Annotated in this window: 19 protein-coding genes and 2 tRNA genes; 16 read left to right on the top strand and 5 right to left on the bottom strand. The window is 43.4% G+C overall.

Annotation, left to right across the window (positions count from 1 at the left end; translation table 11 throughout):
• The 16 genes from AAEY99_RS19060 to gloA all read left to right on the top strand — a co-directional run bounded on the left by AAEY99_RS19060 (nucleotide 1) and on the right by gloA (nucleotide 17,211).
• Nucleotides 1-76 (top strand) — tRNA-Asn (locus tag AAEY99_RS19060).
• Between the two features lie 32 nt (nucleotides 77-108).
• A tRNA-Asn gene (locus tag AAEY99_RS19055) sits at nucleotides 109-184 on the top strand.
• Between the two features lie 378 nt (nucleotides 185-562).
• Nucleotides 563-2,461, top strand: a complete 1,899-nt coding sequence (locus AAEY99_RS19050; RefSeq protein ID WP_101087039.1) for an EAL domain-containing protein — start codon at nucleotides 563-565, stop codon at nucleotides 2,459-2,461.
• 139 nt (nucleotides 2,462-2,600) lie between these two features.
• The gene (rsxA, locus tag AAEY99_RS19045; RefSeq protein WP_101087227.1) at nucleotides 2,601-3,179 is read left to right on the top strand and encodes an electron transport complex subunit RsxA; all 579 of its coding nucleotides are present in this window, start codon (nucleotides 2,601-2,603) and stop codon (nucleotides 3,177-3,179) included.
• Nucleotides 3,179-3,760, top strand: a complete 582-nt coding sequence (rsxB, locus tag AAEY99_RS19040; protein WP_101087038.1) for an electron transport complex subunit RsxB — start codon at nucleotides 3,179-3,181, stop codon at nucleotides 3,758-3,760. Before rsxA ends, rsxB begins: the two co-directional genes overlap by 1 nt.
• On the top strand, nucleotides 3,754-6,282 hold the full coding sequence (gene rsxC / locus AAEY99_RS19035; RefSeq protein WP_351000944.1) for an electron transport complex subunit RsxC: 2,529 nt from the start codon (nucleotides 3,754-3,756) through the stop codon (nucleotides 6,280-6,282). Before rsxB ends, rsxC begins: the two co-directional genes overlap by 7 nt.
• 2 nt (nucleotides 6,283-6,284) lie before the next feature.
• The gene (gene rsxD, locus AAEY99_RS19030) at nucleotides 6,285-7,337 is read left to right on the top strand and encodes an electron transport complex subunit RsxD (protein ID WP_101087036.1); all 1,053 of its coding nucleotides are present in this window, start codon (nucleotides 6,285-6,287) and stop codon (nucleotides 7,335-7,337) included.
• Nucleotides 7,338-7,339: 2 nt separating this feature from the next.
• Nucleotides 7,340-7,987: an electron transport complex subunit RsxG gene (gene rsxG / locus AAEY99_RS19025; protein WP_243756173.1), complete on the top strand. Its 648-nt coding sequence runs from the start codon at nucleotides 7,340-7,342 to the stop codon at nucleotides 7,985-7,987.
• A complete protein-coding gene (locus tag AAEY99_RS19020) occupies nucleotides 7,980-8,675 on the top strand; it encodes an electron transport complex subunit E (protein WP_101087034.1) in 696 nt (231 codons plus the stop codon). The genes rsxG and AAEY99_RS19020 overlap by 8 nt, the downstream gene beginning before the upstream one ends.
• Nucleotides 8,676-8,734: 59 nt before the next feature.
• Complete coding sequence (gene nth, locus AAEY99_RS19015) at nucleotides 8,735-9,367, top strand: endonuclease III (RefSeq protein WP_101087033.1); 633 nt, start codon at nucleotides 8,735-8,737, stop codon at nucleotides 9,365-9,367.
• 949 nt (nucleotides 9,368-10,316) lie between these two features.
• Nucleotides 10,317-11,279 carry a mechanosensitive ion channel family protein gene (locus AAEY99_RS19010; protein WP_101087032.1) on the top strand — a complete coding sequence of 321 codons (963 nt, stop codon included), beginning with the start codon at nucleotides 10,317-10,319 and terminating at the stop codon, nucleotides 11,277-11,279.
• Nucleotides 11,280-12,207: 928 nt separating this feature from the next.
• Nucleotides 12,208-13,584 (top strand): NAD-dependent succinate-semialdehyde dehydrogenase, encoded by a 1,377-nt coding sequence (locus AAEY99_RS19005; RefSeq protein WP_101087031.1) that lies wholly within the window; start codon nucleotides 12,208-12,210, stop codon nucleotides 13,582-13,584.
• Nucleotides 13,585-13,638: 54 nt separating this feature from the next.
• Entirely contained in the window at nucleotides 13,639-14,241 is a 603-nt protein-coding gene (locus AAEY99_RS19000; protein WP_197708435.1) for an SDR family oxidoreductase, read from the top strand.
• Nucleotides 14,242-14,321: 80 nt separating this feature from the next.
• A complete protein-coding gene (locus AAEY99_RS18995; RefSeq protein WP_101087030.1) occupies nucleotides 14,322-15,059 on the top strand; it encodes an SDR family oxidoreductase in 738 nt (245 codons plus the stop codon).
• A 380-nt stretch (nucleotides 15,060-15,439) separates the two neighbouring features.
• Nucleotides 15,440-16,216, top strand: a complete 777-nt coding sequence (locus tag AAEY99_RS18990) for a hypothetical protein (protein WP_101087029.1) — start codon at nucleotides 15,440-15,442, stop codon at nucleotides 16,214-16,216.
• 584 nt (nucleotides 16,217-16,800) lie between these two features.
• On the top strand, nucleotides 16,801-17,211 hold the full coding sequence (gloA, locus tag AAEY99_RS18985; RefSeq protein ID WP_162023257.1) for a lactoylglutathione lyase: 411 nt from the start codon (nucleotides 16,801-16,803) through the stop codon (nucleotides 17,209-17,211).
• Between the two features lie 180 nt (nucleotides 17,212-17,391).
• Here the strand turns inward: gloA and ruvB are convergent, their stop codons facing one another.
• The 5 genes from ruvB to aspS form a co-directional block, all read right to left on the bottom strand.
• Nucleotides 17,392-18,402, bottom strand: coding sequence for a Holliday junction branch migration DNA helicase RuvB (gene ruvB, locus AAEY99_RS18980; protein WP_182743753.1), 1,011 nt, complete (start codon nucleotides 18,400-18,402; stop codon nucleotides 17,392-17,394).
• Nucleotides 18,403-18,432: 30 nt separating this feature from the next.
• A complete protein-coding gene (ruvA, locus tag AAEY99_RS18975) occupies nucleotides 18,433-19,050 on the bottom strand; it encodes a Holliday junction branch migration protein RuvA (protein ID WP_101087027.1) in 618 nt (205 codons plus the stop codon).
• Nucleotides 19,047-19,568, bottom strand: coding sequence for a crossover junction endodeoxyribonuclease RuvC (ruvC, locus tag AAEY99_RS18970; protein ID WP_101087026.1), 522 nt, complete (start codon nucleotides 19,566-19,568; stop codon nucleotides 19,047-19,049). Before ruvC ends, ruvA begins: the two co-directional genes overlap by 4 nt.
• A gap of 7 nt (nucleotides 19,569-19,575) precedes the next feature.
• Entirely contained in the window at nucleotides 19,576-20,328 is a 753-nt protein-coding gene (locus AAEY99_RS18965; protein WP_351011581.1) for a YebC/PmpR family DNA-binding transcriptional regulator, read from the bottom strand.
• 123 nt (nucleotides 20,329-20,451) lie between these two features.
• Entirely contained in the window at nucleotides 20,452-22,227 is a 1,776-nt protein-coding gene (gene aspS / locus AAEY99_RS18960; protein ID WP_101087024.1) for an aspartate--tRNA ligase, read from the bottom strand.
• Between the last annotated feature and the right edge of the window lie 128 nt (nucleotides 22,228-22,355).

Genomic DNA, 22,355 nt, shown 5'->3' with positions numbered 1-22,355 from the left:
TCCCCAATAGTTCAGTTGGTAGAACGGCGGACTGTTAATCCGTATGTCACTGGTTCGAGTCCAGTTTGGGGAGCCATTTCAAATTAAGTATTTATAGTAATAATTAATTCCCCAGTAGTTCAGTTGGTAGAACGGCGGACTGTTAATCCGTATGTCACTGGTTCGAGTCCAGTCTGGGGAGCCATTATTAAACGCAACATTAAACGCAACAATATCCACAGAAATCCCGCAACGTTATCATCTGCAAAACACACTCTTGCTCAACCTACCCTATAATTTCAATATTTTAATCAATAGTTTAATTTACCTTAACTATAATCGCTTATTCATCGGTATTAGTTAGTACTAAATCGCTAGTTTTTCTATTATAAATAATACCTTAGATTAGTAATCATTTAATCTCATTTCTGCTATGATGATATTGGTTATTATATAAACTATTTAAAGCATTATTACTTAAAGCATTATATTATTGATTAAATACCACGGTCGAACATCTACAGCACGACATTTGTGCAAGACCGAGCAAATTTAGCCATACACTCATAGGAATTGTTGTTTTATGGGCTTATCGAAATCCTTTCAGCTTGTCCTTTTTATCGTGTTCGGTTTATTAATTTTTCGAATTTACACGGTCGAAAACAACGAAGTACAAGAACAAGGTGAAATAGCACGAGCTAATTACCAGCAATACGTGCAAACCATTGATCAATGGCAGGGTAGCGGAGAAGCGCTATACCAACGTATGTCTACAGCGTTTTCTTTTCAATTTTTCCAATATATCCATAATACTGACAGCAATGAAAATTATACTCATGGCAGTTTACTTCGCCCTTCTGATGATTTTGCCAGCGAGATTTTTAATATTGAATTAGGCCATGTGCATGATTTTCCTGACGGGCGTTTACAAGTTAGATTAGACACCGCGAGTGTGTTGTCCCCTAGTTTTAATGACTTAGAGCAAACTGCGACGTTATTGATTACCGCTTATATTGCTTTGATGTTGTTATTTGCGGTGTTAATGCAATTACATCGTAAAAGAATTAACTATGCCGCCGAATACATTACTCATATTCCAGACTTATCGTTCCTAGCCATTGAGAAATCTCGCTTCCCAGGTGTGCTCCATCCCATCGGCAAAGCATTAGAAACATGTCGTAGCCAATTAAAACTCAGTTTAGATCGCGTACGCAAAGAAAATGAACAATTAACTAAAGCGGCATATCAAGATCCCGTGAGTGGCTTTTCTACTCGACAACGCTTTACACAACATATTGACACTATAAGCAAAACAGATAAACAACAGCATGGTGTCCTCGTTGTTATTAAGGCCGCAGAACTGGCAACGATTAACCAACTACATGGGCGTGCTGCTGGTGATGATTATTTAGCTAAACTGGCTACTTGTATTCGAAAGTCAGTTACAAACCTCGGATTGAGTGAGTGTTTTCGGGTATCTAGCGGTGATTTTGCTGTTTTCATTGAAAGTATTACTCTTAAAGAGGGTGAACGATTTTTAGAGCAACTTAAGCGTCATCTTGATGAATATGCCCAGAGTATCAAGAGTGACTCTATTGCTCATGCGGGTATGGTGCCTTATCAACAAGGAAATGAACCATTAGCATTGATGGCATTAGCCGATACCGCTGTCAGCGTGGCACAAACGCTCGGACCCAATCGCTACTATCAATTAGAAAAATTATCAGCGAATGAACAATTTGGTAATAACCATTGGAAAGTGACCATTGACGACTTAATTAACCGTCGAAGTATTAAATTTTATCAACAACCTATTCAGCCCTGTAATAATGACACCGAAGTTTACCGTGAACTTTTGGCTCGATTTTATAACTCCGAAGGTAAACCTTTACCCACAACCACTGTGATTGCGATGGCTGAGCGTTATGGTATGAGTGTAGAGCTCGATAAAATGATAGTCACTCAAACCATTAAAGTGTTAAGTGAAAACCCCAGTATTTCAGGCCAAATGGGGGTAAACATTAGTGCTTCTTCTGCTCTGCAAGAGAGTTTTACCGTGTGGTTGAAGGATATATTATCTAAACACCGTGGTACTGCGGCTAGATTAGTGTTTGAACTCAATGAGTCTGGAATGCAGGCTAACTTAGAGTCTAGTCATAAATTTGTCACAGAGATCCATAAAGTTGGCGCAAAAGTCGCTGTCGAACGCTTTGGTTTAGGTTTTACCTCATTTAAATTTTTCCGCGAGGTCCGTCCTGACTTTATCAAATTGGACAGCAGTTATAGTGATAATATTGAACAGGATAACAACAATAAATTCTTTATCCGGATGATTGTTGATATCGCCAAACGCATTAGTATTCGAGTCATTGCCACGGGTGTTGAAAAACAAGATGAAAAACTCACCCTTGAAAAACTTTTAGTGGATGGACTACAAGGATATTATATTGCTAAACCTGAAGTATTGTTAACTAAACAGTAAAAACAACGTTAACAAACGGTAAAAATAACGATTTTATGTCAAGGTTAAACATTTTATGTTTAACCTTATTTTTTATCCGTTGTTTATCGGCGCCAAACCTAAGATAATACTAGGATCTATTGGTCAAAAAATTGTAGCAATGACAGAGTATCTTCTCTTGTTGATCGGCACAGTGCTGGTGAATAACTTCGTTCTGGTAAAATTCTTAGGTCTATGCCCTTTTATGGGGGTGTCGAGCAAATTGGCGTCAGCAATTGGCATGTCGATGGCAACCACGTTTGTGTTGACCCTAGCCTCTATTCTGAGTTATCTCACCAATGAATTTTTACTGCAGCCATTTGACCTCAACTACTTACGTACAATGAGCTTTATTTTGGTTATTGCCGTCGTAGTGCAATTTACCGAGATGGTTGTGCAAAAAACCAGTGCATCTTTACATCGTGCTCTGGGCATTTACTTGCCACTTATCACGACTAACTGCGCTGTATTAGGCGTCGCTTTACTCAACGTCAATGAAGACCATAACTTTATTCAATCGGCTATTTATGGTTTTGGTGCTGCAGTTGGCTTCTCATTAGTGTTAATTTTGTTTTCGGCCATGCGCGAGCGATTAGCCGCTGCAGACGTGCCCTTGCCTTTTAAAGGTGGCGCAATTGCCATGATCACCGCCGGTTTAATGTCATTAGCCTTCATGGGGTTTGCGGGGCTAGTTAGCTAATGGTATCGAATATATTAATTGCTGTTGCTGTATTAAGCGTTTTAGCATTAGTGTTTGGCGTCATTTTAGGTTTTGCCTCAAAAAAATTCAAAGTTGAAGGTAATCCTATTATTGATCAAGTTGAAACCCTGCTTCCGCAAACTCAATGCGGTCAGTGTGGTTATCCTGGTTGTCGCCCCTATGCTGAGGCTATCGCTAACGGCGATAAAATCAATAAATGCCCTCCTGGTGGTACTGCTACCATGGAAAAGATTGCCGAGCTTATGGGGGTTGAACCTGAAGCATTAGGCGAAGAGGCACAAGCCAGTATTAAAAAAGTAGCTTATATCCGTGAAGATGAATGTATTGGGTGTACCAAATGTATTCAAGCCTGCCCAGTTGATGCCATTTTAGGTGCTGGTAAATTAATGCATACCGTTATTGCCAAAGATTGTACCGGCTGTGACTTATGTGTTGAGCCTTGCCCTGTCGATTGTATTGATATGATCCCAGTTGAAACCACAATACAAAATTGGGATTGGAAATTACGCGCGATCCCTATCAACGTGATCAATACAGAGCAAGAGGACAAACGGTGCTAACGTTATTAGAGCAATTAGATAAAGGTACTTTGTGGCGCTCTCCTGGCGGGATCCATCCACCTGAACTTAAATCACTTTCCAACCAAAGCACCATATCTCCTTTGCCACTGCAATCGCGATTTGTGATACCGGTTCCTCTTGTTGGTCAACAAGCGACCTTGAGTGTCAAGGTCGGCGACCAGGTATTAAAAGGACAACCACTCACTGAAGGTGCTGGTTTTATTTATTTACCCGTCCATGCCCCTACTTCCGGGACCGTTGTCGCGATAGAGCAACACGGTAGCAATCATCCCTCTTCATTGCCTGTGCTGAGTTGCATTATCGAAGCCGATGGACATGATACTTGGTGTGAACTTACCTCAAATCAGATTGAACAACTGTCCAAAGCCGATATTTTAGCCAAAATAAGGCAAGCAGGTATTGCAGGAATGGGCGGCGCAGCGTTTCCCAGTCATGTAAAACTCAACCCCGCGAGTGAAATCGATTTAATCATTATTAATGGGGTGGAGTGCGAACCTTACATTAGTGCTGATGATCGATTAATGCGTGAATACAGTGATGAAATATTAACTGGTATTAGTATCATTCAGCATTTGCTTAACGCACAACGTATTATTATCGCTATTGAAGATAATAAACCTGAAGCGGCTCAAGCAATGGAGTCTGCTATTCGTCGCAGCTCATTACCTAACGATATGATCCGTGTCACCGTTATTCCGACAAAGTACCCGTCAGGCGGCGAAAAACAACTTATTCAAATTATTACCGGCAAAGAAGTGCCCAGTGGAGCCATTCCTGCTCAACTTGGTATTGTTATGCATAACGTCGGTACCGCCTATGCCATTCAAGAAGCGGTATTACAGGGTAAACCACTCATTGAACGCGTAGTGACGTTAACCGGCGAATCCATCGGTAAACCTGGAAACTATTGGCTGAGAATTGGCACTACAGTAGCTGATGCCCTCAGCCAAGTCGGTTTTGAACCGCAGAGTTCACAAAAAGTCATTGTCGGCGGTCCGATGATGGGATACGCGTTGAGTGATCTTGATGTGCCAATATCAAAAGGAACCAACTGTTTATTGGCACCAAGCCAAGCAGAAATAGCTCCTGAACCAGATGAGAAAGCCTGTATTCGTTGTGGTGAGTGTGCAGTCGCCTGCCCCGCGTTATTGTTACCGCAACAGCTATTCTGGCACGCCAAAGCGGAGGAATACGACAAAGCGGCAAGTTTTAACTTAAAAGATTGTATTGAATGCGGTTGTTGCAGCTACGTATGCCCAAGTGACATTCCTTTAGTTGAATATTATCGGGTCGCGAAATCAGCGTTGAAGAATACCGCAGAAGAAAAACTACAAGCTGAAAAAGCAAAAATTCGTTTCGAAACACGCTTACAACGACTTGAAGATGAAAAAAATGCTCGAGAAGAAAAGTCAAAACAAGCAGCTGCCAAACGCCAAGCAAATATGAAGTCGGGTGATAAAGATGCGGTAGCCGCTGCTATGGCACGTATCGCCGCTAAAAAAGCCCAGGCTGCAGAAGGCATAACTGCTGATACTGCTGTAACAACATCTGATACTGATGCACCAAAAGCAGCAATAGACAGTACCAGCGCGAAGAAAACAGCAGTTAATGCCGCTATTGAACGTGCGAAAGCTAAAAAAGCCGCCTTTGCAGCTCAGTCTAAAGTAGATAATCAAAGTGATGTAGCTGCGGTCACAACGGATATAACTAACGAGAACATTGACCCCGTTAATGATAAAAAAGCACAAATTGCTGCTGCAGTTGCTAGAGCTAAAGCCAAGAAAGCAGCATTAGCCAATGTGTCTGGCGTGGCAGATGATGTGAGCGGCGATAAGGCTCGCGATACCGCAAACGAAGTTAATCCAGCAAGCCAAACAGATACAACCATTGCAACAAGCCCTGTCGATGACAAAAAAGCTAAAATTGCTGCGGCCGTAGCCAAAGCGAAAGCCAAGAAAGCAGCATTAACCAATGAATCTGCCGTGGCAGATGATGTGAGCGACGATAAAGCTAATAATTGGGCAAACGAAGTTAATCCAGATACAACCATTGCAGCAAGCCCTGTCGATGACAAAAAAGCTAAAATTGCTGCCGCCGTAGCCAAAGCAAAAGCCAAGAAAGCAGCATTAGCCAATGAATCTGCTGTGGCAGATGATGTGAGCGCCGATCAGCCTCGCGATACCGCAAACGAGGTTAATTCAGCAAGCCAAACAGATACAACCATTGCAACAAACCCTGTCGATGACAAAAAAGCTAAAATTGCTGCCGCGGTTGCCAAAGCAAAAGCCAAGAAAGCGGCATTAGCTGTTGATTCTAGCGCGACAAATGACGTGGGCGACGATCAGCCTCGCGATACGGTAAACGAAGTGAACCCAGCAATCGAAATTGATATAACCATTGCAGCAATCCCTGTCGATGACAAAAAAGCTAAAATTGCTGCCGCGGTTACCAAAGCGAAAGCCAAGAAACTCGCTAACAGTGCTAAGCAAGAGGAACTATAACTATGGCATTTAAAATTGCCTCATCTCCACATGTCAGCACAACATTGCACACCAATACGGTAATGAAGCGTGTCGCACTATGCCTTATTCCAGGTATTGCAGTACAAAGCTATTATTTTGGTTACGGCACGTTAGTTCAATTATTACTCGCAATTACGGTGGCTTATTTAGCAGAAGCTGCAGTAATGAAACTGCGCAATAAAAATATTGTCGCTACCTTAACTGATAATAGCGCATTGGTTACCGCAAGCTTACTTGCGGTCGCGATCCCGCCATTAGCACCTTGGTGGTTAATTGTCATCGGAACATTATTTGCTATCGTTATTGTTAAACAACTCTATGGTGGGTTAGGTAATAACGTCTTTAATCCTGCAATGGCCGCTTATGTACTGCTGCTGATTTCATTTCCGGTACAAATGACCTCATGGGTTGCCCCTCAAACCTTAACCGTCAATTACGCAGATATGTTGCATACCTTCAACAGTATCTTTGAATTAAACACGGGATATGCTGCAGATTTTTTCCATTTGGCGATTGATGGCACCACCATGGCAACGCCACTCGACACATTAAAAACAGACCTTTCTATGGGGCTTACCACAACAGAAAGTATGACTAAAACCATCTTCTCTGGCAGTGTCGGCGAAGGTTGGTTTTGGGTCAATATGGCCTATTTTGTTGGTGGCCTAGTGATGCTAAAGCTTAAGGTGATACGCTGGCATATTAGCGGCGCTATTGTGCTGACTTTGTTTGTCTGTGCCAGTATTGGTTTTTTGATCAGCCCAGATACCTTCGTTAGCCCTGCGATGCATTTATTTTCAGGAGGAACCATGCTGGCGGCATTTTTCATTGCCACAGATCCCGTTACCGCAGCAGCAAGTCCTAGAGGTCGACTTATTTTTGGCGCCATGATCGGCTTACTCATATACTTAATACGAACATTTGGTGGTTATCCTGACGCCGTCGCTTTCGCCGTTTTATTAGCCAATATGTGCGCGCCATTTATCGATTATTATGTTCGTCCACGCAGTTATGGTCATCGAGTAGGAAATTAATAATGTCTATTTTAACAACTAACCCGATGATTAAAAATGGCCTATTACTTGGCCTATTTGCCTTATGTTGCACTGGCCTAGTTGCGTTAGTTAACGCGTTAACCAGTGACACCATATTATTGCAACAACAAAAACAATTAACCTTAACGCTTAACCAAATTGTGCCGACTGAGTTATACGATAATGTACTCAGTGAACAATGCATTTTGGTTAACTCCCCGGAACTGTTAGGCACTAAAGCTGACTTACCAGCATACCTTGCTTATAAAAATGAACTCCCTGTAGCCATCGCGATTGAAGCTATTGCACCAGATGGTTATAACGGAGAAATAAAACTCATTATTGGTGTAGATAACCAAGGTAAAATATTAGGTGTTCGTACCCTTTCCCATCAAGAAACCCCGGGGCTTGGTGATAAAATTGAACTGCGAAAATCGGATTGGGTCACTCATTTCAGTGGTAAGTTATTTAAAGACAACAGCAATATGTGGAAAGTAAAGAAAGATGGTGGTCAATTTGACCAATTTACGGGTGCCACTATTACTCCACGCGCTTACGTTAAAGCGATTGCCAATGCACTGACATTTGTTGAACAACATCGCCAAGCACTTTATCAAAGTCATTATGTCTGTGAGGCCAACCATGAGTAAATATAGTGAAATTGCAGCTCAAGGACTATGGAAAAATAACCCGGGATTAGTACAATTATTAGGGTTATGTCCGCTACTAGCCGTTACCGCAACAATCACCAATGCATTGGGTTTGGGCGTCGCGACGTTGTTGGTATTAGTTGGATCCAATATTTTAGTCTCCTTGGTACGTGATTTTGTGCCTAAAGAAATTCGTATCCCCGTGTTTGTCATGATCATTGCCGCGCTTGTTACTTGCGTGCAATTACTGATCAATGCTTATGCCTATAATTTATATTTGTCATTGGGTATTTTCTTACCGCTGATTGTAACCAACTGCGTCATTATCGGCCGCGCAGAAGCATTTGCCTCGCGTAACTCATTAGCGCATTCGGCATTCGATGGATTAATGATGGGCTTAGGCTTTACCGCTGTACTGGTTGTTTTAGGTGCTAGCCGCGAATTGCTCGGCCAAGGAACGTTATTTGGCGGTGCAGATTTACTATTAGGTGATTGGGCAAGTGTGTTAACCATTCATGTATGGCATGTGGACACGCCATTTTTATTGGCTATGTTGCCGCCGGGTGCTTTTATTGGCATGGGATTATTAATAGCCCTTAAAAATGTCATCGATAGCCGAGTTAACGCCCTGCAACCTAAGGTAGAAAGTGTTAGCGTAACGCGTGCGCGGATCACTAAAGTCAACTAACAAGACTTTGCAGTTAAACTACTGAGACCGTTAACTTAACGATAAAATGACCGATTATTATGAATAAAGATAAGCGACAACAAATACTCAACAGATTAAGAGACAATAATCCTAAGCCTGAAACTGAACTGAACTTTTCTAGTCCATTTGAGTTATTAGTTGCTGTCACGCTATCAGCACAAGCAACCGATGTCAGTGTCAACAAGGCAACTGATAAGTTGTTTCCTGTTGCCAATACGCCTCAAGCAATCTATGACTTAGGCGTTGATGGGCTTAAGCAATACATCAAAACCATTGGCTTATACAATAACAAAGCCGTTAATGTGATTAACGCCTGTAAAATGCTGGTTGATTTACATGGTGGCGAAGTACCCGAGAATCGAGAAGCATTAGAAGCTTTACCTGGAGTGGGACGAAAAACGGCCAATGTAGTACTCAATACCGCCTTTGGCTGGCCCACTATTGCCGTTGATACGCATATTTTTCGGCTAGCAAATCGAACGAAGTTTGCTCCTGGCAAAAATGTCGACCAAGTTGAACTGAATATGCTTAAAGTGGTGCCGAGCGAGTTTAAAGTGGATGTACATCATTGGTTTATTCTTCACGGACGTTACACTTGCTTAGCCAGAAAACCCCGTTGCGGTTCTTGTATTATCGAAGACCTGTGTGAGTTTAAAGATAAAACTGAATAGTCTATCATCTTGTTGACGTCGATATGTGTCATGTCTGTTCTCTCTTTTGTCCTGTTGCGGGATAAATAGGGAAAAGTTCCAAACCTATTGGTATGGTGTATTGTTCACCATTTCACTGACAATTCGCCGCCCTGAGCGTAAGAGTCCAACACCAAATCGGCATGTATCTATACTTATCTTACAGTCATTTTCGTTCAGTGACGCCTCTGCAATTTCGAAAATTTTACGTTTGAACGAAGCTCGTCGTTTAATGTTAACCGACAACTTAGATGTGACAACGACATTCAAAGTTGGCTACGAGAGGCCCTCTCAATTCAGTTGGGAATACTGCCGTTTTTGGGTGCATATCCATTAAAAGATACAAAAGCATTGCGCGAAACTGGACTGCCTCAAGAAGCAAAGACATAAAGAAAAAGAACCAAAAATGCTAGGTTTAACTTAACTTAACTTAACTTAACTTAACTATTTGTGCTTATGGCACTCACCTACTCTTTCGCAATAATAGAATTGGTTTTATCAACAGCGATACTCCGATATTTGGCTAGCCCACTATTGCCATTGATACACCTATTTTTAGCTAAAAAATCGTCCCAAATTATCCCGAGGCAATAGAGGAAGATCAACGTTCCCACCTTTACGCCAGTCACCGCGTAAAGTCAACTTGTGACATCTTTAACGTTGAGCGAATAACATCGGGTGATGACGGTGTAGAAAGCTCTGTTGTCCGCAGCATATGCTGAGCTTTTTTAAGTAGTAGACAACAGTGCGCTGACTTTCACTCCCTCAAGGATAGTAAAGAGATGTTAGTATGGAGAATATGAGGCTACATGGATTTTCATTTTGTGAAAAATGACGTTTTATTTTACCTATCCTCGACACTAGAGAAGCTCAATACACGGGCTGAATCTGCATTGAAGAACGATGATAAATAATAGTGGGAATAATATTAATGGACCTCTCTGTATTAGACAAATTCTGGCAGCTAATTGACGAAAAATTACAAGGCTGGCTAGAAGCTGGCATTAAACACTTGCCGAATTTTATAGTCGCCTTTCTATTAGCCATGTTTTTTGGCTTACTGGCTAAATATGTTGGTAGAGTCGTTCGAAAAGTGCTTCATAAAACCTTAGAGTCTGAACAAATTGCCGATCTACTTTCATCAATTATCAAGATGCTGGTGCTGTTGACAGGGCTATTTATCGCCCTAGAGTTTTTAGGATTAACCGGTACTGTAACGTCACTCTTAGCTGGCGCAGGTATTATTGGCCTAGCACTTGGTTTTGCTTTTCAAGACATGGCAGAGAATCTTATTGCTGGTATTGCGATGGGTATTCGTAAGCCATTTCAAATTGGCGATGTGGTTGAGGCAGGAGATGTGTTTGGCACCGTAAAAACCATTAATTTGCGTAACACATTAGTCGAAACGTTTTTTGGCCAAATAGAAGTTATTCCAAATAAAATCTTGTTTCGAAACGTACTCACAAATTATACGGTTACAGGGGTCAGGCGCATCGTAGTACCCGTGGGTATTTCTTACGCAGACGACCCAGAGAAGGCAGCTGGAGTTATTGAAGAAGCGATAAACGCTTGTGATTTTGTTATCAAAAAAGAACAAACTGCCGTGTTTGCTGAGGGGTTTGCAGACAGCTGTATAAACTTAGTAGTCTGGTTCTGGATCGATTACCCAGGTGACACTGGCTTTATGAAAGCTCGACATACGGCGGTTGTAGAAATTAAAAAAGCGCTAGAAAAAGCGGATATCTTAATTCCATTTCCTATCAGAACATTGGATTTTGGCGCCAAAGGCGGTGAGAAGCTCAATACCATGTTGCCGGAAAAAAAGTCAGAAGAAAAGTCAGAAGAAGAATCAGCAGACTCACAGAAGCCATCATCGTCTGAAAATGAAAAGTAACCTCTGGGATCAGAGAAACTTTCATGAACTAAACGTCAGCTTTGTCGCATTGGTCTAATTTAATTAGACTATCAAAACATTTTTGAAGGTTGGCTGATCGGACATGGAATTCTGGAAAAAAGAGCCGACCATCGGTCGGCTGCTACTAGTACGCGTATTGTTCCAGACTGCTTGTAGGTCGGTAACACTTAGCTAGCCGACGTCAAATTTTCTCTGATATATATAAGCGCATAACCACCGCTTGAATACGCTTATTCTGACTCATCGAATGCGCACAGATGGCATCACTGATCTCACATACAGCATTACTGATCCGACATATAGCATAATAATTGACTAAATACTTTCGTGAGTCCAGTGGTTCACTTAATCATTTCCTGCCATACAGGAATAACATATCAAGCGTTCAAAGATAAACTATTTTGCTGCCATTACAGCAAGTGGGTCAATACCACCGCCTATTTCAGCGCCAGACAATTTACTGTCGTCAATGCGAGCCCCCTAACAACAAGATATCGCCTAGGGGATTAGCACCATCAAATTTGTTCACTGGTCCCGCATTCTTACAAGCATTCTTACAAAAAGGGGGGGAAGTCGACATGCCTACCTAGCACTTTTTTGTCGATTTATCGAATAAAATTGATACCTAGCACTAACAATCCCTAACTTCCTCATCCATTGACTTGTTCCAACAGTGGGTTCAATGACCCTCAACCCAACAACATCAGACCATGATGAATAGATCAAGCATGTGGTTTATTCTTTTTATACTTTTTCTTTGGGCCATTTATCCACTACCAGCAGGAGCTCGGCGATGTTTGCAAAGCGGTAGTGTTGGCAAGCGAACAGACAGATCCCGCCAATTGGCTGATAATCCACCTTAGCTAGCGTCAACGGCGTTAGCCTATCAGACTAGGAAGGAGCAACCATGTCGACAATCACCACCATTAATCCCGCGACCGAAAAAGAAATCCATACCTACGACATCATGACCGAAAAGCAGGCGACGGATCGGCTTGAGTCCTGCCATGGGGCATTTCTGCAATGGCGCGAACTGACCCATCAGGAACGGGCCCCCTACCTCAAGATGATCGCTCAAAAGTTGCTCGACAATGCCGATGAATTGGCCGCTTTGATGACCAACGAAACCGGCAAACTCCTTAAGGATGGACACGTTGAGGTCGAACTCTGTGCAGCTATCTTTAATTACACCGCTGAAAATGGACCCGACGTGCTGGCCGATGAAGATCGCGAGCAAGCACTCAACGGTAAACGCGGCGTCATCAGTTATCAGCCCATCGGCGTTATCTATTCAATTCAACCTTGGAACTTTCCCCTTTACCAGCCGGTTCGTGTACTGGCATCCAATCTGATGGCTGGTAATGGCTGTATTCTGAAGCACGCTAGCATCTGCACCGGATCCGGTCTACGTTTGCGTGAATTGTGCATTGAGGCCGGCTTGCCCGAGGACCTGTTCCAGGTTTTGGTGATTGACCACGACACCAGCGACAAGCTGATAGCCCACCCTAAGGTCCGTGGTGTCACAATGACCGGCAGCGATGGCGCTGGGCGACACATCGGTGCTGTGGCCGCCAAAGAATTAAAGAAGACGGTACTCGAACTGGGCTCGAATGACGCTTACCTGGTGCTTGAGGATGCCGATATCGAAACCGCCGTAAAATTTTCGGTAATGGGTCGACTTTACAACAACGGAGAGACCTGCGTTTCTGCCAAGCGGTTCATCGTGACCGATAAGGTCTATGACGACTTTGTCGAGGCTTTCGTCGCCCAAATGCAAAAGATCAACATGGGTGACCCCACCGATAAGAATACCCAGCTTGGCCCGCTTTCCAGCCAGGAGCAGTTTGACACCGTCAAGGAGCAGGTGGATGCCAGCGTCGCCAAGGGTGCAAAAATCCTCTGCGGTGGTGAAGTACCAAACCGCACGGGTGCCTATTATCCAGCCACTGTGCTAGCAGACCTCACGCCAGGAATGCCGGCCTACGACGATGAAATCTTCGGACCTGTCGCGTCGATTATCCGCGCCAGTGATGATGAGGACGCCATGCGGCTGGCTAATGACAGCCGCTATGGACTCGGCGGTGGGATCTTTTCAAAGGACGAGGAGCGAGCCCTCAAACTGGCGCGCGATGACTTCGACACAGGCATGATCCGTATTAATTCGTTTGGGGCTGCTGATCCGAATATGCCATTTGGCGGGGTCAAGAATTCTGGGTACGGACGTGAACACGGTGGCTTTGGTATGAAGGAATTCGTCAACGTAAAGTCAATTTTTCTGCCCTGACCTCGCTTTACACCCACAATTTCGCCCATTTCATCCAACATTAAGGATTTCTCTATGAGCATGAACATTCTTGTCGCCGGTGCCACCGGCAAAACGGGCCAGCTTCTGGCCCAGTACCTGATAGATCAGGGCCATAAGCCGATAGCGCTGGTTCGCGAAAGTTCGGATACAAGTTCACTGCCCCAAGGCGTAGACCTGCGCCATGGTGACTTGACCGACCTGGAAACCGGCTTGTGCGACTGCATGGACGCGGTGATCTTTGCCGCTGGCTCGGGAGGAAACACGGGCCCTGAAATGACCAAAAAAGTGGATCGGGACGGCGCTAAGCGACTGATTGATCTGGCGAAGGAATCTGGCGTGAAGCGTTTCGTGATGCTCAGCTCGATCGGCGCAGACCAATCCAATCCCACCGGCGACATGGCCCCTTACCTGAATGCCAAACACGAAGCAGACGAATACCTCAAGGCTTCTGGAGTAACCTACTCGATCCTGCGCCCTGTGGCATTGACCAACAAGAGCCGCGGCACGGATGTGATCCTAGGTGAGGACGTCGACAAATCGGCCAAAGCATCTCGAGCGGATGTGGCCCATGTACTGGTGGAGGCCGCTACTACAGGCCGTTACGACGGTATGGTGCAGAATATGCAATCAGCCTGACCGTCGCGTCACTGGCGTAACACCAGGCTTGGACCGTTAACTTGTAAAATTCAATCATTCATTTCAACAGGAGAAAATCCATGTCAGAGATCAATAGCAAAGTCGTTATCATTACCGGTGCCAGCAGTGGTCTGGGTAGAGCCACAGCACTACGCCTGGCAAAAGGTGGCGCCAAACTGGTGCTTGCTGCCCGCCGCGAGGAACGCCTTGTGGAGCTGCGTGACACGATTAAGGATCAGGGTGGTGAAGCTATTTATCAGGTTACCGATGTCACTGACCGCGCTCAGGTCGAGTCGCTGGCCAAGGCCGCGAAGGAAGCTTATGGCCGCATCGACGTGCTGGTCAACAACGCTGGTCTGATGCCGCTATCGCCCCTCGATGAACTCAAGGTCGACGAGTGGGAGAAGATGATTGACGTCAATATCAAAGGCGTGCTCTACGGCATTGCCGCGGTGCTGCCGACCATGCGCGAGCAGCATGTCGGCCACATTATTAATCTCTCGTCGATAGCCGGACATAAGGTCTTTCCCGCGTCCGCCGTTTATTCCGCTACCAAGTTTGCCGTGAAGGCGATATCAGAAGGCATGCGTCAGGAAGGCAATGGGGAAATCCGCTCCACCAATATTTCGCCTGGGGCCGTGGCGACCGAGCTGACCAGTAAAATCAGCGACCCCGATACTGCCAAGGGTGTTGATGAAATGTACGAGATGGCCATTGACCCTGATGCGATTGCGCGAGCAATTGCTTATGCCATTGAGCAGCCGACAGATGTTGATGTCAACGAGATTATCATCCGCCCCACTAGGCAGCCGCTCTAACCAGACAGCCGCTCTATTGGACAGGAGCAATATGCAAACTGGCATGGTAAACGTTCAGCATCACAGCAGCTTAGTGTCTACGGTTGAACCACTTAAATTGTAAGCCAACACTGGAGAGCCATTTTTAGAATGCGGGTTCGAACGGATTGTCGGACCAGAGAACAAATGGTACAGCGGAAGGATCCGTTGCCTGAGTGCTTATGTTGTCATTTCTCAGCAAATCCATTTTGCTCTACGGTCTCTGTGTCGGAATTTTAGATACGAGATAAGAGCCTAGCATCTAGGGCATAAGCCGTCAGAGTGAAGTAAATAGAAATTTACTTCACTCTCTTTATACTTGGCGAATTATCCTGAGGTGAAACAAACGATGAGTATCAACTATGACTGACAAAATATTAAAAATTTCAGATAAGTTTTGGAATATTCGTGGTGAGTTTAACGTTTTCGGTTTATTAAATATTGGCACACATGCTTCTTTAGTAAAGCGCGGTAATGGCAAGTTTGTATTGCTTGACGCTTATGAGATGCAAGACGACGTTAAACAGCAAATCGATTCGCTGACCAACAATGGAGTCAACATTGAAGCGATTATTAATTTGCATCCATTCCACACCGTGCATATTGAAAAAATACATGGGGATTATCCAAACGCAAAACTCTATGGCACACAGCGCCATATCGATAAATTGCCCAACCTAACATGGCAAACAGAGTTAACTAATTCAAACGAGTTTGCCGCTTTGTTTTCAAACGATTTTGAATTTTCAGTGCCCCGCGGGGTCGATTTTATTTCCAAAAACGAGCGCCTACATTTTTCATCGGTGCTTGCTTACCACAAAGAATCAAAAACCATTCACGTTGACGACACATTAATGTACCTTCAATTACCCGGTCTACTTCGTTTTTTAAAAAGTCCAGAATTGTCTTTTCATATGACACTGTCGAAAACATTGGAACGACGCAAAGGAGCTGCTGATGATTTTCGGCTTTGGGCCACGGATATAGCGAAGCAATGGAGCGGTGCTGAAGTGTTGTGTGCGGCTCATTCGTCAACATTATTTATTAAAAACCAATCTCCATCAATTGCGGCGATGATCATGACAGCATTGGAACGGGTAGAATTAACCTTAAAACATCATGAAAACAAGTTTGGTTAACACCATTCTCTTCGTTATATTCCAGTTCAAACTGAATTAGGCATACAGAAATTGGCGAGATCACAACCGATGAAATGTCACTTTTGGATCTGAAACAGTCGAATACGCCAAGACCAGCGAACGGTGCTTATCGAGAAAACCACGATGCGACTGCTGTATAATTGAAGACTTGTGATTTTAAAGACAAGATATACCCAGAAAATTAACCCCCAAAGCACCGAAGGCACTTTAGGGGTTTTATATTAATGTATTGTATATTAACTCATCAATTAATATGCAATACATCTTTAGTGATGGCTCAAATGGGACTATCTATTTTTTGCTGACGCTTAAAACAACGACACAAAAAATGCACTAAAACAAATCGCAATAATAACTGTAGTGCCTAATGCCATTTTCAATTCTGTATTCATTGTCTTGCCTCCAAATGTGTATATGGCAACAATAACGCTTTTTAGCGTTTAACCCAAAAAATATCCTCACAAATGTGAGCTAAAGCAAAATTTTGTTGGTATCAACCGCTAATATTTTCATTGTCATCTGAACTTGTTAAACTTAGATAAATTTTTATAAGAGAGCATATCATGTCGCAATTACTTCATACGATGATCCGTGTAGGCAACCTAGATCGCAGCATTCAATTTTATACCCAAGTGATGGGAATGAAACTACTGCGTCAATCTGAAAACTCAGAATATAAATACACCCTAGCCTTTGTTGGTTTTGGTGAAGAAACCACAGGCCAAGCCGTTATCGAATTAACCTATAACTGGGGTACCGATACATACGATTTAGGCAATGGTTTTGGACATTTGGCCATAGGCGAAGACGATATTTATGCGCGCTGCGAAGCAATTGCTGCTGCTGGCGGTAAAATCACTCGAGCACCTGGCCCTGTTGCTGGCGGCAAAACTGAAATTGCGTTTGTCGAAGATCCAGACGGATACAAAATCGAATTAATTCAAAAAAAATCAGCAACTGAAGCACTTGGTTAATATTGCCTAAGTAGCAAAAATAGGTGCGCTTGAAAGTACACTTTAGATTCGTTAGATATGATAAAACCAGCGAAAGCTGGTTTTATCATTTTGATGACAGAGATTTCGTACAAAATTTTACTGCGCTAGGCTATATATCTACAAGTCATTAGTGTGGGACTAAAATAGCTAATAAACAGATTACGCTTTTTCAGGTCTAACCAAACTAAAATGATCGTAGGCTCTTTGAGAAGCGATACGTCCTCTAGGTGTGCGCTGAATAAAGCCTTGTTGAATTAAAAAAGGCTCCAATACATCTTCAATCGTTTCTCTATCTTCACCTATCGCGGCGGCAAGGTTATCTAATCCTACTGGACCACCCATAAATTTATCAATAATTGCCAGCAGGAGTTTACGGTCTAAATAATCGAAACCTTGCTCATCAACATCAAGTAAATCAAGCGCATATTCGGCAACTTTTTGGGTGACTTTACCATCATGTTTGACTTCCGCATAGTCGCGAACGCGGCGTAATAAACGATTAGCAATTCGCGGGGTGCCTCGTGAACGTTTGGCTATTTCAATCGCACCTTGCTGATCAATCTCAAGCTCCATCACATTCGCTGAGCGTGTTACGATAGTGGTAAGATCTTTGACATTGTAAAACTCTAAACGCAGTGGAATACCAAAACGCGCCCGCAGTGGTGATGTTAGTGCTCCAGCACGAGTGGTCGCCCCTATAAGCGTGAATGGCGGTAAATCTAACTTAATTGAACGTGCTGCAGGGCCGTCACCAATCATAATATCCAGTTGGTAATCTTCCATCGCCGGATAAAGGATCTCTTCCACTACAGGGCTTAAACGATGAATTTCATCGATAAACAGCACATCACCTTCTTCAAGATTGGTTAACAATGCCGCTAAATCACCGGCTTTTTCAAGCACAGGGCCAGAAGTGGATTTGATATTCACGCCCATTTCATTAGCCACAATCATCGCTAACGTTGTTTTACCTAATCCTGGAGGACCGAAAATCAGCATGTGATCGAGGGCTTCCTGGCGATTTATCGCTGCTTGAATAAAAACCTTAAGCTGCGCTCGAGTATCATCTTGACCGGTATACTCATCCAACATTTTAGGGCGCATAGCACGATCAATCAGTTCATCTTGACCTTGTACCTGCGGTTGGATTAGGCGATCAGCTTCAATCATTTTTACGTACCCTGTTTATGCATATCATATTTATAGCATTGATTTTAATGCAGCTTTAATTAGCGTTTCTGAGCTCATGCCTTCTTTAAAAGCCGCAGAAACCGACTTACTGGCCTGAGCAGGCTTATAACCTAACGACAATAAAGCTGAAATGGCATCTTCTTCTGCACTATCAACTGGGGCAGCTGGAGTATAATTACTTTGCAGCATAAACTCGCGCTCCGAGCCTGCAGAAGCTTCAAGTAAACTTTTAAGCTTGTCACGCATTTCAATCACTAAACGCTCTGCGGTTTTCTTACCGACACCTGGCAGTTTAACTAAGGTGGCAATGTCATCTCGTTCAACACATGACACGAACTCAGATGCAGTCATACCCGACAAAATCGTTAATGCCAGTTTAGGGCCAACGCCATTGGTTTTAATCAATAATCGGAATAATGCACGCTCTTGTTTTGTGATAAAACCATAAAGTAACTGCGCATCTTCACGCACCACAAAATGAGTAAATAACATCGCAGCTTGATTTAACCCTGGTAATTCATAAAAGCTGGTCATCGGCACTTGTAATTCGTAACCAACGCCATTGACATCAAGCACCACTTCAGGCGCTTGTTTTTCAACTAAAATACCGCTTAAACGACCTATCATTTGTATCTTCCATATGTTCTGCTGCTAGCTTTACCACCCATAGCGATAAGGCTTTGATAAGTATGAAAATGGCATATTGCTACTCCTAATGCATCAGCCGCGTCAGCTTGTGGTGAAGCAGGTAGTTTGAGTAGTTGCTTAATCATATGTTGAACTTGCGTTTTTTGAGCTCGGCCTGTCCCCACTACAGCACTTTTTATTTGGGTTGCGCTATATTCCGCAACTGGCAGTCCAGCACACGTAGCGGCAACAATTGCCGCGCCTCTGGCTTGGCCAAGCTTTAAGGCTGAATCAGCATTTTTGGCCATAAATACCCGTTCAATAGCAAATTCATCCGGCTGATATTGAGTAATTATTTCGCATAAGCCTGCGTAAATTTGTTGTAATCGTTGTGGTAATTCATCGGCAGAGGTTCGAATACAGCCGCTACCAAGGTAAATCTGTTGACGGCCTTGGCATTGGATCACCCCGTAGCCTGTAATGCGGGAGCCGGGATCGACTCCTAAAATAATGGCCATTGATGCCTCATGCGTTGTCTAACGCTTGCGTAACGTCATCTGATATCTCAGCATTATGATATACCTCTTGTACATCATCATGGTCTTCTAAGGTATCGATTAAACGTAAAAATTTTTCGGCGGTATCTGCATCAAGTTCAGCTTTTAATGATGCAACCATAGTCACTTCAGCATGAACAGATCCAAAACTAGCACTATCAAGTGCATCTTTGACTTTGCCAAAGGTCTCTGGAGTGGTGAATACATCGATTGACCCATCATCATGAGTGATAACATCTTCGGCGCCTGCGTCTAATGCACTGTCGATTAGGCTATCTTCATCAATATCGGTGTCGTAGGAAATAATGCCAGATTTAGTAAATAAATAGGCCACTGAACCATCGGTACCCAAGTTACCACCCGACTTATTAAATGCATTACGCACACCAGAAACGGTGCGATTACGATTGTCTGTCATCGTTTCAACCATGACCGCAGTACCACCTGGACCATAGCCTTCATAAATAATGGTTTCTAGTTGCTGACCATCTATCTCACCGGCACCGCGTTTTATGGCGCGTTCAACGGTATCACGGGTCATATTATTGGATAAGGCTTTATCAACTGCAGCGCGTAATCTGGGGTTAGCATCAACATCTGAACCGCCTTCGCGAGCTGCTACAGTAAGCTCTCGAATAAATTTGGTAAACAACTTACCGCGTTTAGCATCTTGTGCGGCTTTACGATGTTTTATATTGGCCCATTTACTGTGTCCTGCCATCTTAAGCTCCTTTATCCAATTGGATAATTCAAGTAAAAAACCATACTTGTCAAAAACATACCGAGGCAGCAGCCTCGGTATGTGGAGCCCTATTTAAGAGCGTATTACACTGAACAATAATGTTTACTCTTCAGTTTTAACCTTTTCAATCACCGCAATACCCAATTCCGTTAACTGCACTGGGTTAGCAAAACCAGGAGCGTTAGTTAATGGACATGCCGCGGTAGTCGTTTTAGGGAATGCCATTACGTCACGAATCGAGCTTGCGCCGGTCATCAACATGACAATACGATCCAAACCAAACGCTAAACCCGCGTGTGGAGGTGTACCGTAACGTAACGCTTCAAGTAAGAAGCCAAACTTTTCTTGTGCTTCTTCAGCTTCAATACCTAAAATACTGAATACTGTACTTTGCATTTCGGCGTTATGAATACGCACTGAGCCGCCACCTAATTCACAACCATTCAATACCATATCGTAGGCATCTGAAATAGCGGCAGCAGGATCGGCTGCTAATTCTGCAGGGCTAATACCACGAGGCGCAGTAAATGGATGATGAACCGCGTGGAATCCACCGTTAATTTTTTCAAACATCGGGAAGTCGACAACCCACATTGGGCGCCACTGTCCTTCAAGTAACTTGAAATCTTCGCCAGCTTTTAAGCGCAAGGCGCCCAATGCTTCAGCAACCACATTGGCTTTGTCTGCACCAAATAGGATGATATCGCCGGTTTGTGCACCTGTACGGCTGATGATGTCGTTAACAATAGATTCAGTTAAAAACTTAAGTACAGGCGACTGAATACCATCCATGCCTGCAGCTAAGTCATTTATTTTCATCCACGCTAAACCTTTAGCACCATAAATGCCGGCAAATTTAGTGTAATCGTCAATTTGTTTACGAGATAATGATGCACCTGTTGGAATACGTAGTGCCGCAACGCGACCTTCGACATCATTTGCAGGGCCATTAAATACCGCAAACTCAACATCTTTAACCAAATCAGCAATATCAACTAATTCAAGTGGATTACGTAAATCAGGCTTATCAGAACCATAACGCTTCATTGCTTCGGCGTAGGTCATGCGAGGAAAATCACCTAAATCAACATTCAATAAATCTTGAAACAAACCGCGCATCATTTGCTCAGTTTTTTCCATGACTTGTTCGGCAGACATGAATGAGGTTTCAATATCGATTTGAGTAAATTCAGGTTGGCGATCTGCACGTAAATCTTCATCGCGAAAACACTTAACAATTTGATAGTAGCGGTCAAAACCAGACATCATGAGCAACTGTTTGAACAGCTGTGGTGATTGAGGCAAAGCAAAAAATTGACCTTTATAAGTGCGACTTGGCACTAAATAGTCACGCGCACCTTCTGGAGTGGCTTTGGTCAAAATAGGCGTTTCGATATCTAAAAAGCCATTGGTGTCTAAGAAGCGACGAACAGAACTGGTCACTTTTGCACGAAAAATAAGACGCTCGGCCATTTCTGGGCGACGTAAATCTAAATAACGGTATTTTAAGCGTTGTTCTTCACTGTTATTTTGATAATTATCCATGCTTAAAGGTAAAGGCGCTGAAGCATTAATCACTGTCAGTTGCGTACCTAAAATTTCAATCGCACCGGTTTTCATTTGTGAATTGACTTGGCTATCAGGACGAGCGCGCACAACACCTTTAATTTGAACACAAAACTCACTGCGCAATGTGCTGGCTATATCAAAAACGTCTTTTAGATCTGGGTCAAAAACAACTTGAACTAGCCCTTCTCTATCGCGTAAGTCTAAAAACACAACTCCGCCTAAATCGCGACTACGGTTAACCCAACCAACTAAAGTAACTTCTTGACCTAGATGAGACGTATTAATGTCTCCACAATAATGACTGCGCATTGAACTCTATCCTTTATCCACAAAGCGGTATTTTGGAAATCGAAAACGATAAAAACGGCATTATATACCGTGACTCAAACTTATGCATTGAAGTATCAATCAGATTGCAGCAATTAACCAGACCTACA

This window comes from Shewanella sp. S1-58-MNA-CIBAN-0166, from assembly GCF_040310085.1.
Classification (GTDB): Bacteria; Pseudomonadota; Gammaproteobacteria; order Enterobacterales; family Shewanellaceae; genus Shewanella.
Note: the sequence above shows the minus strand (reverse complement) of the source record. Positions and strands in the feature narration are given on the sequence as shown.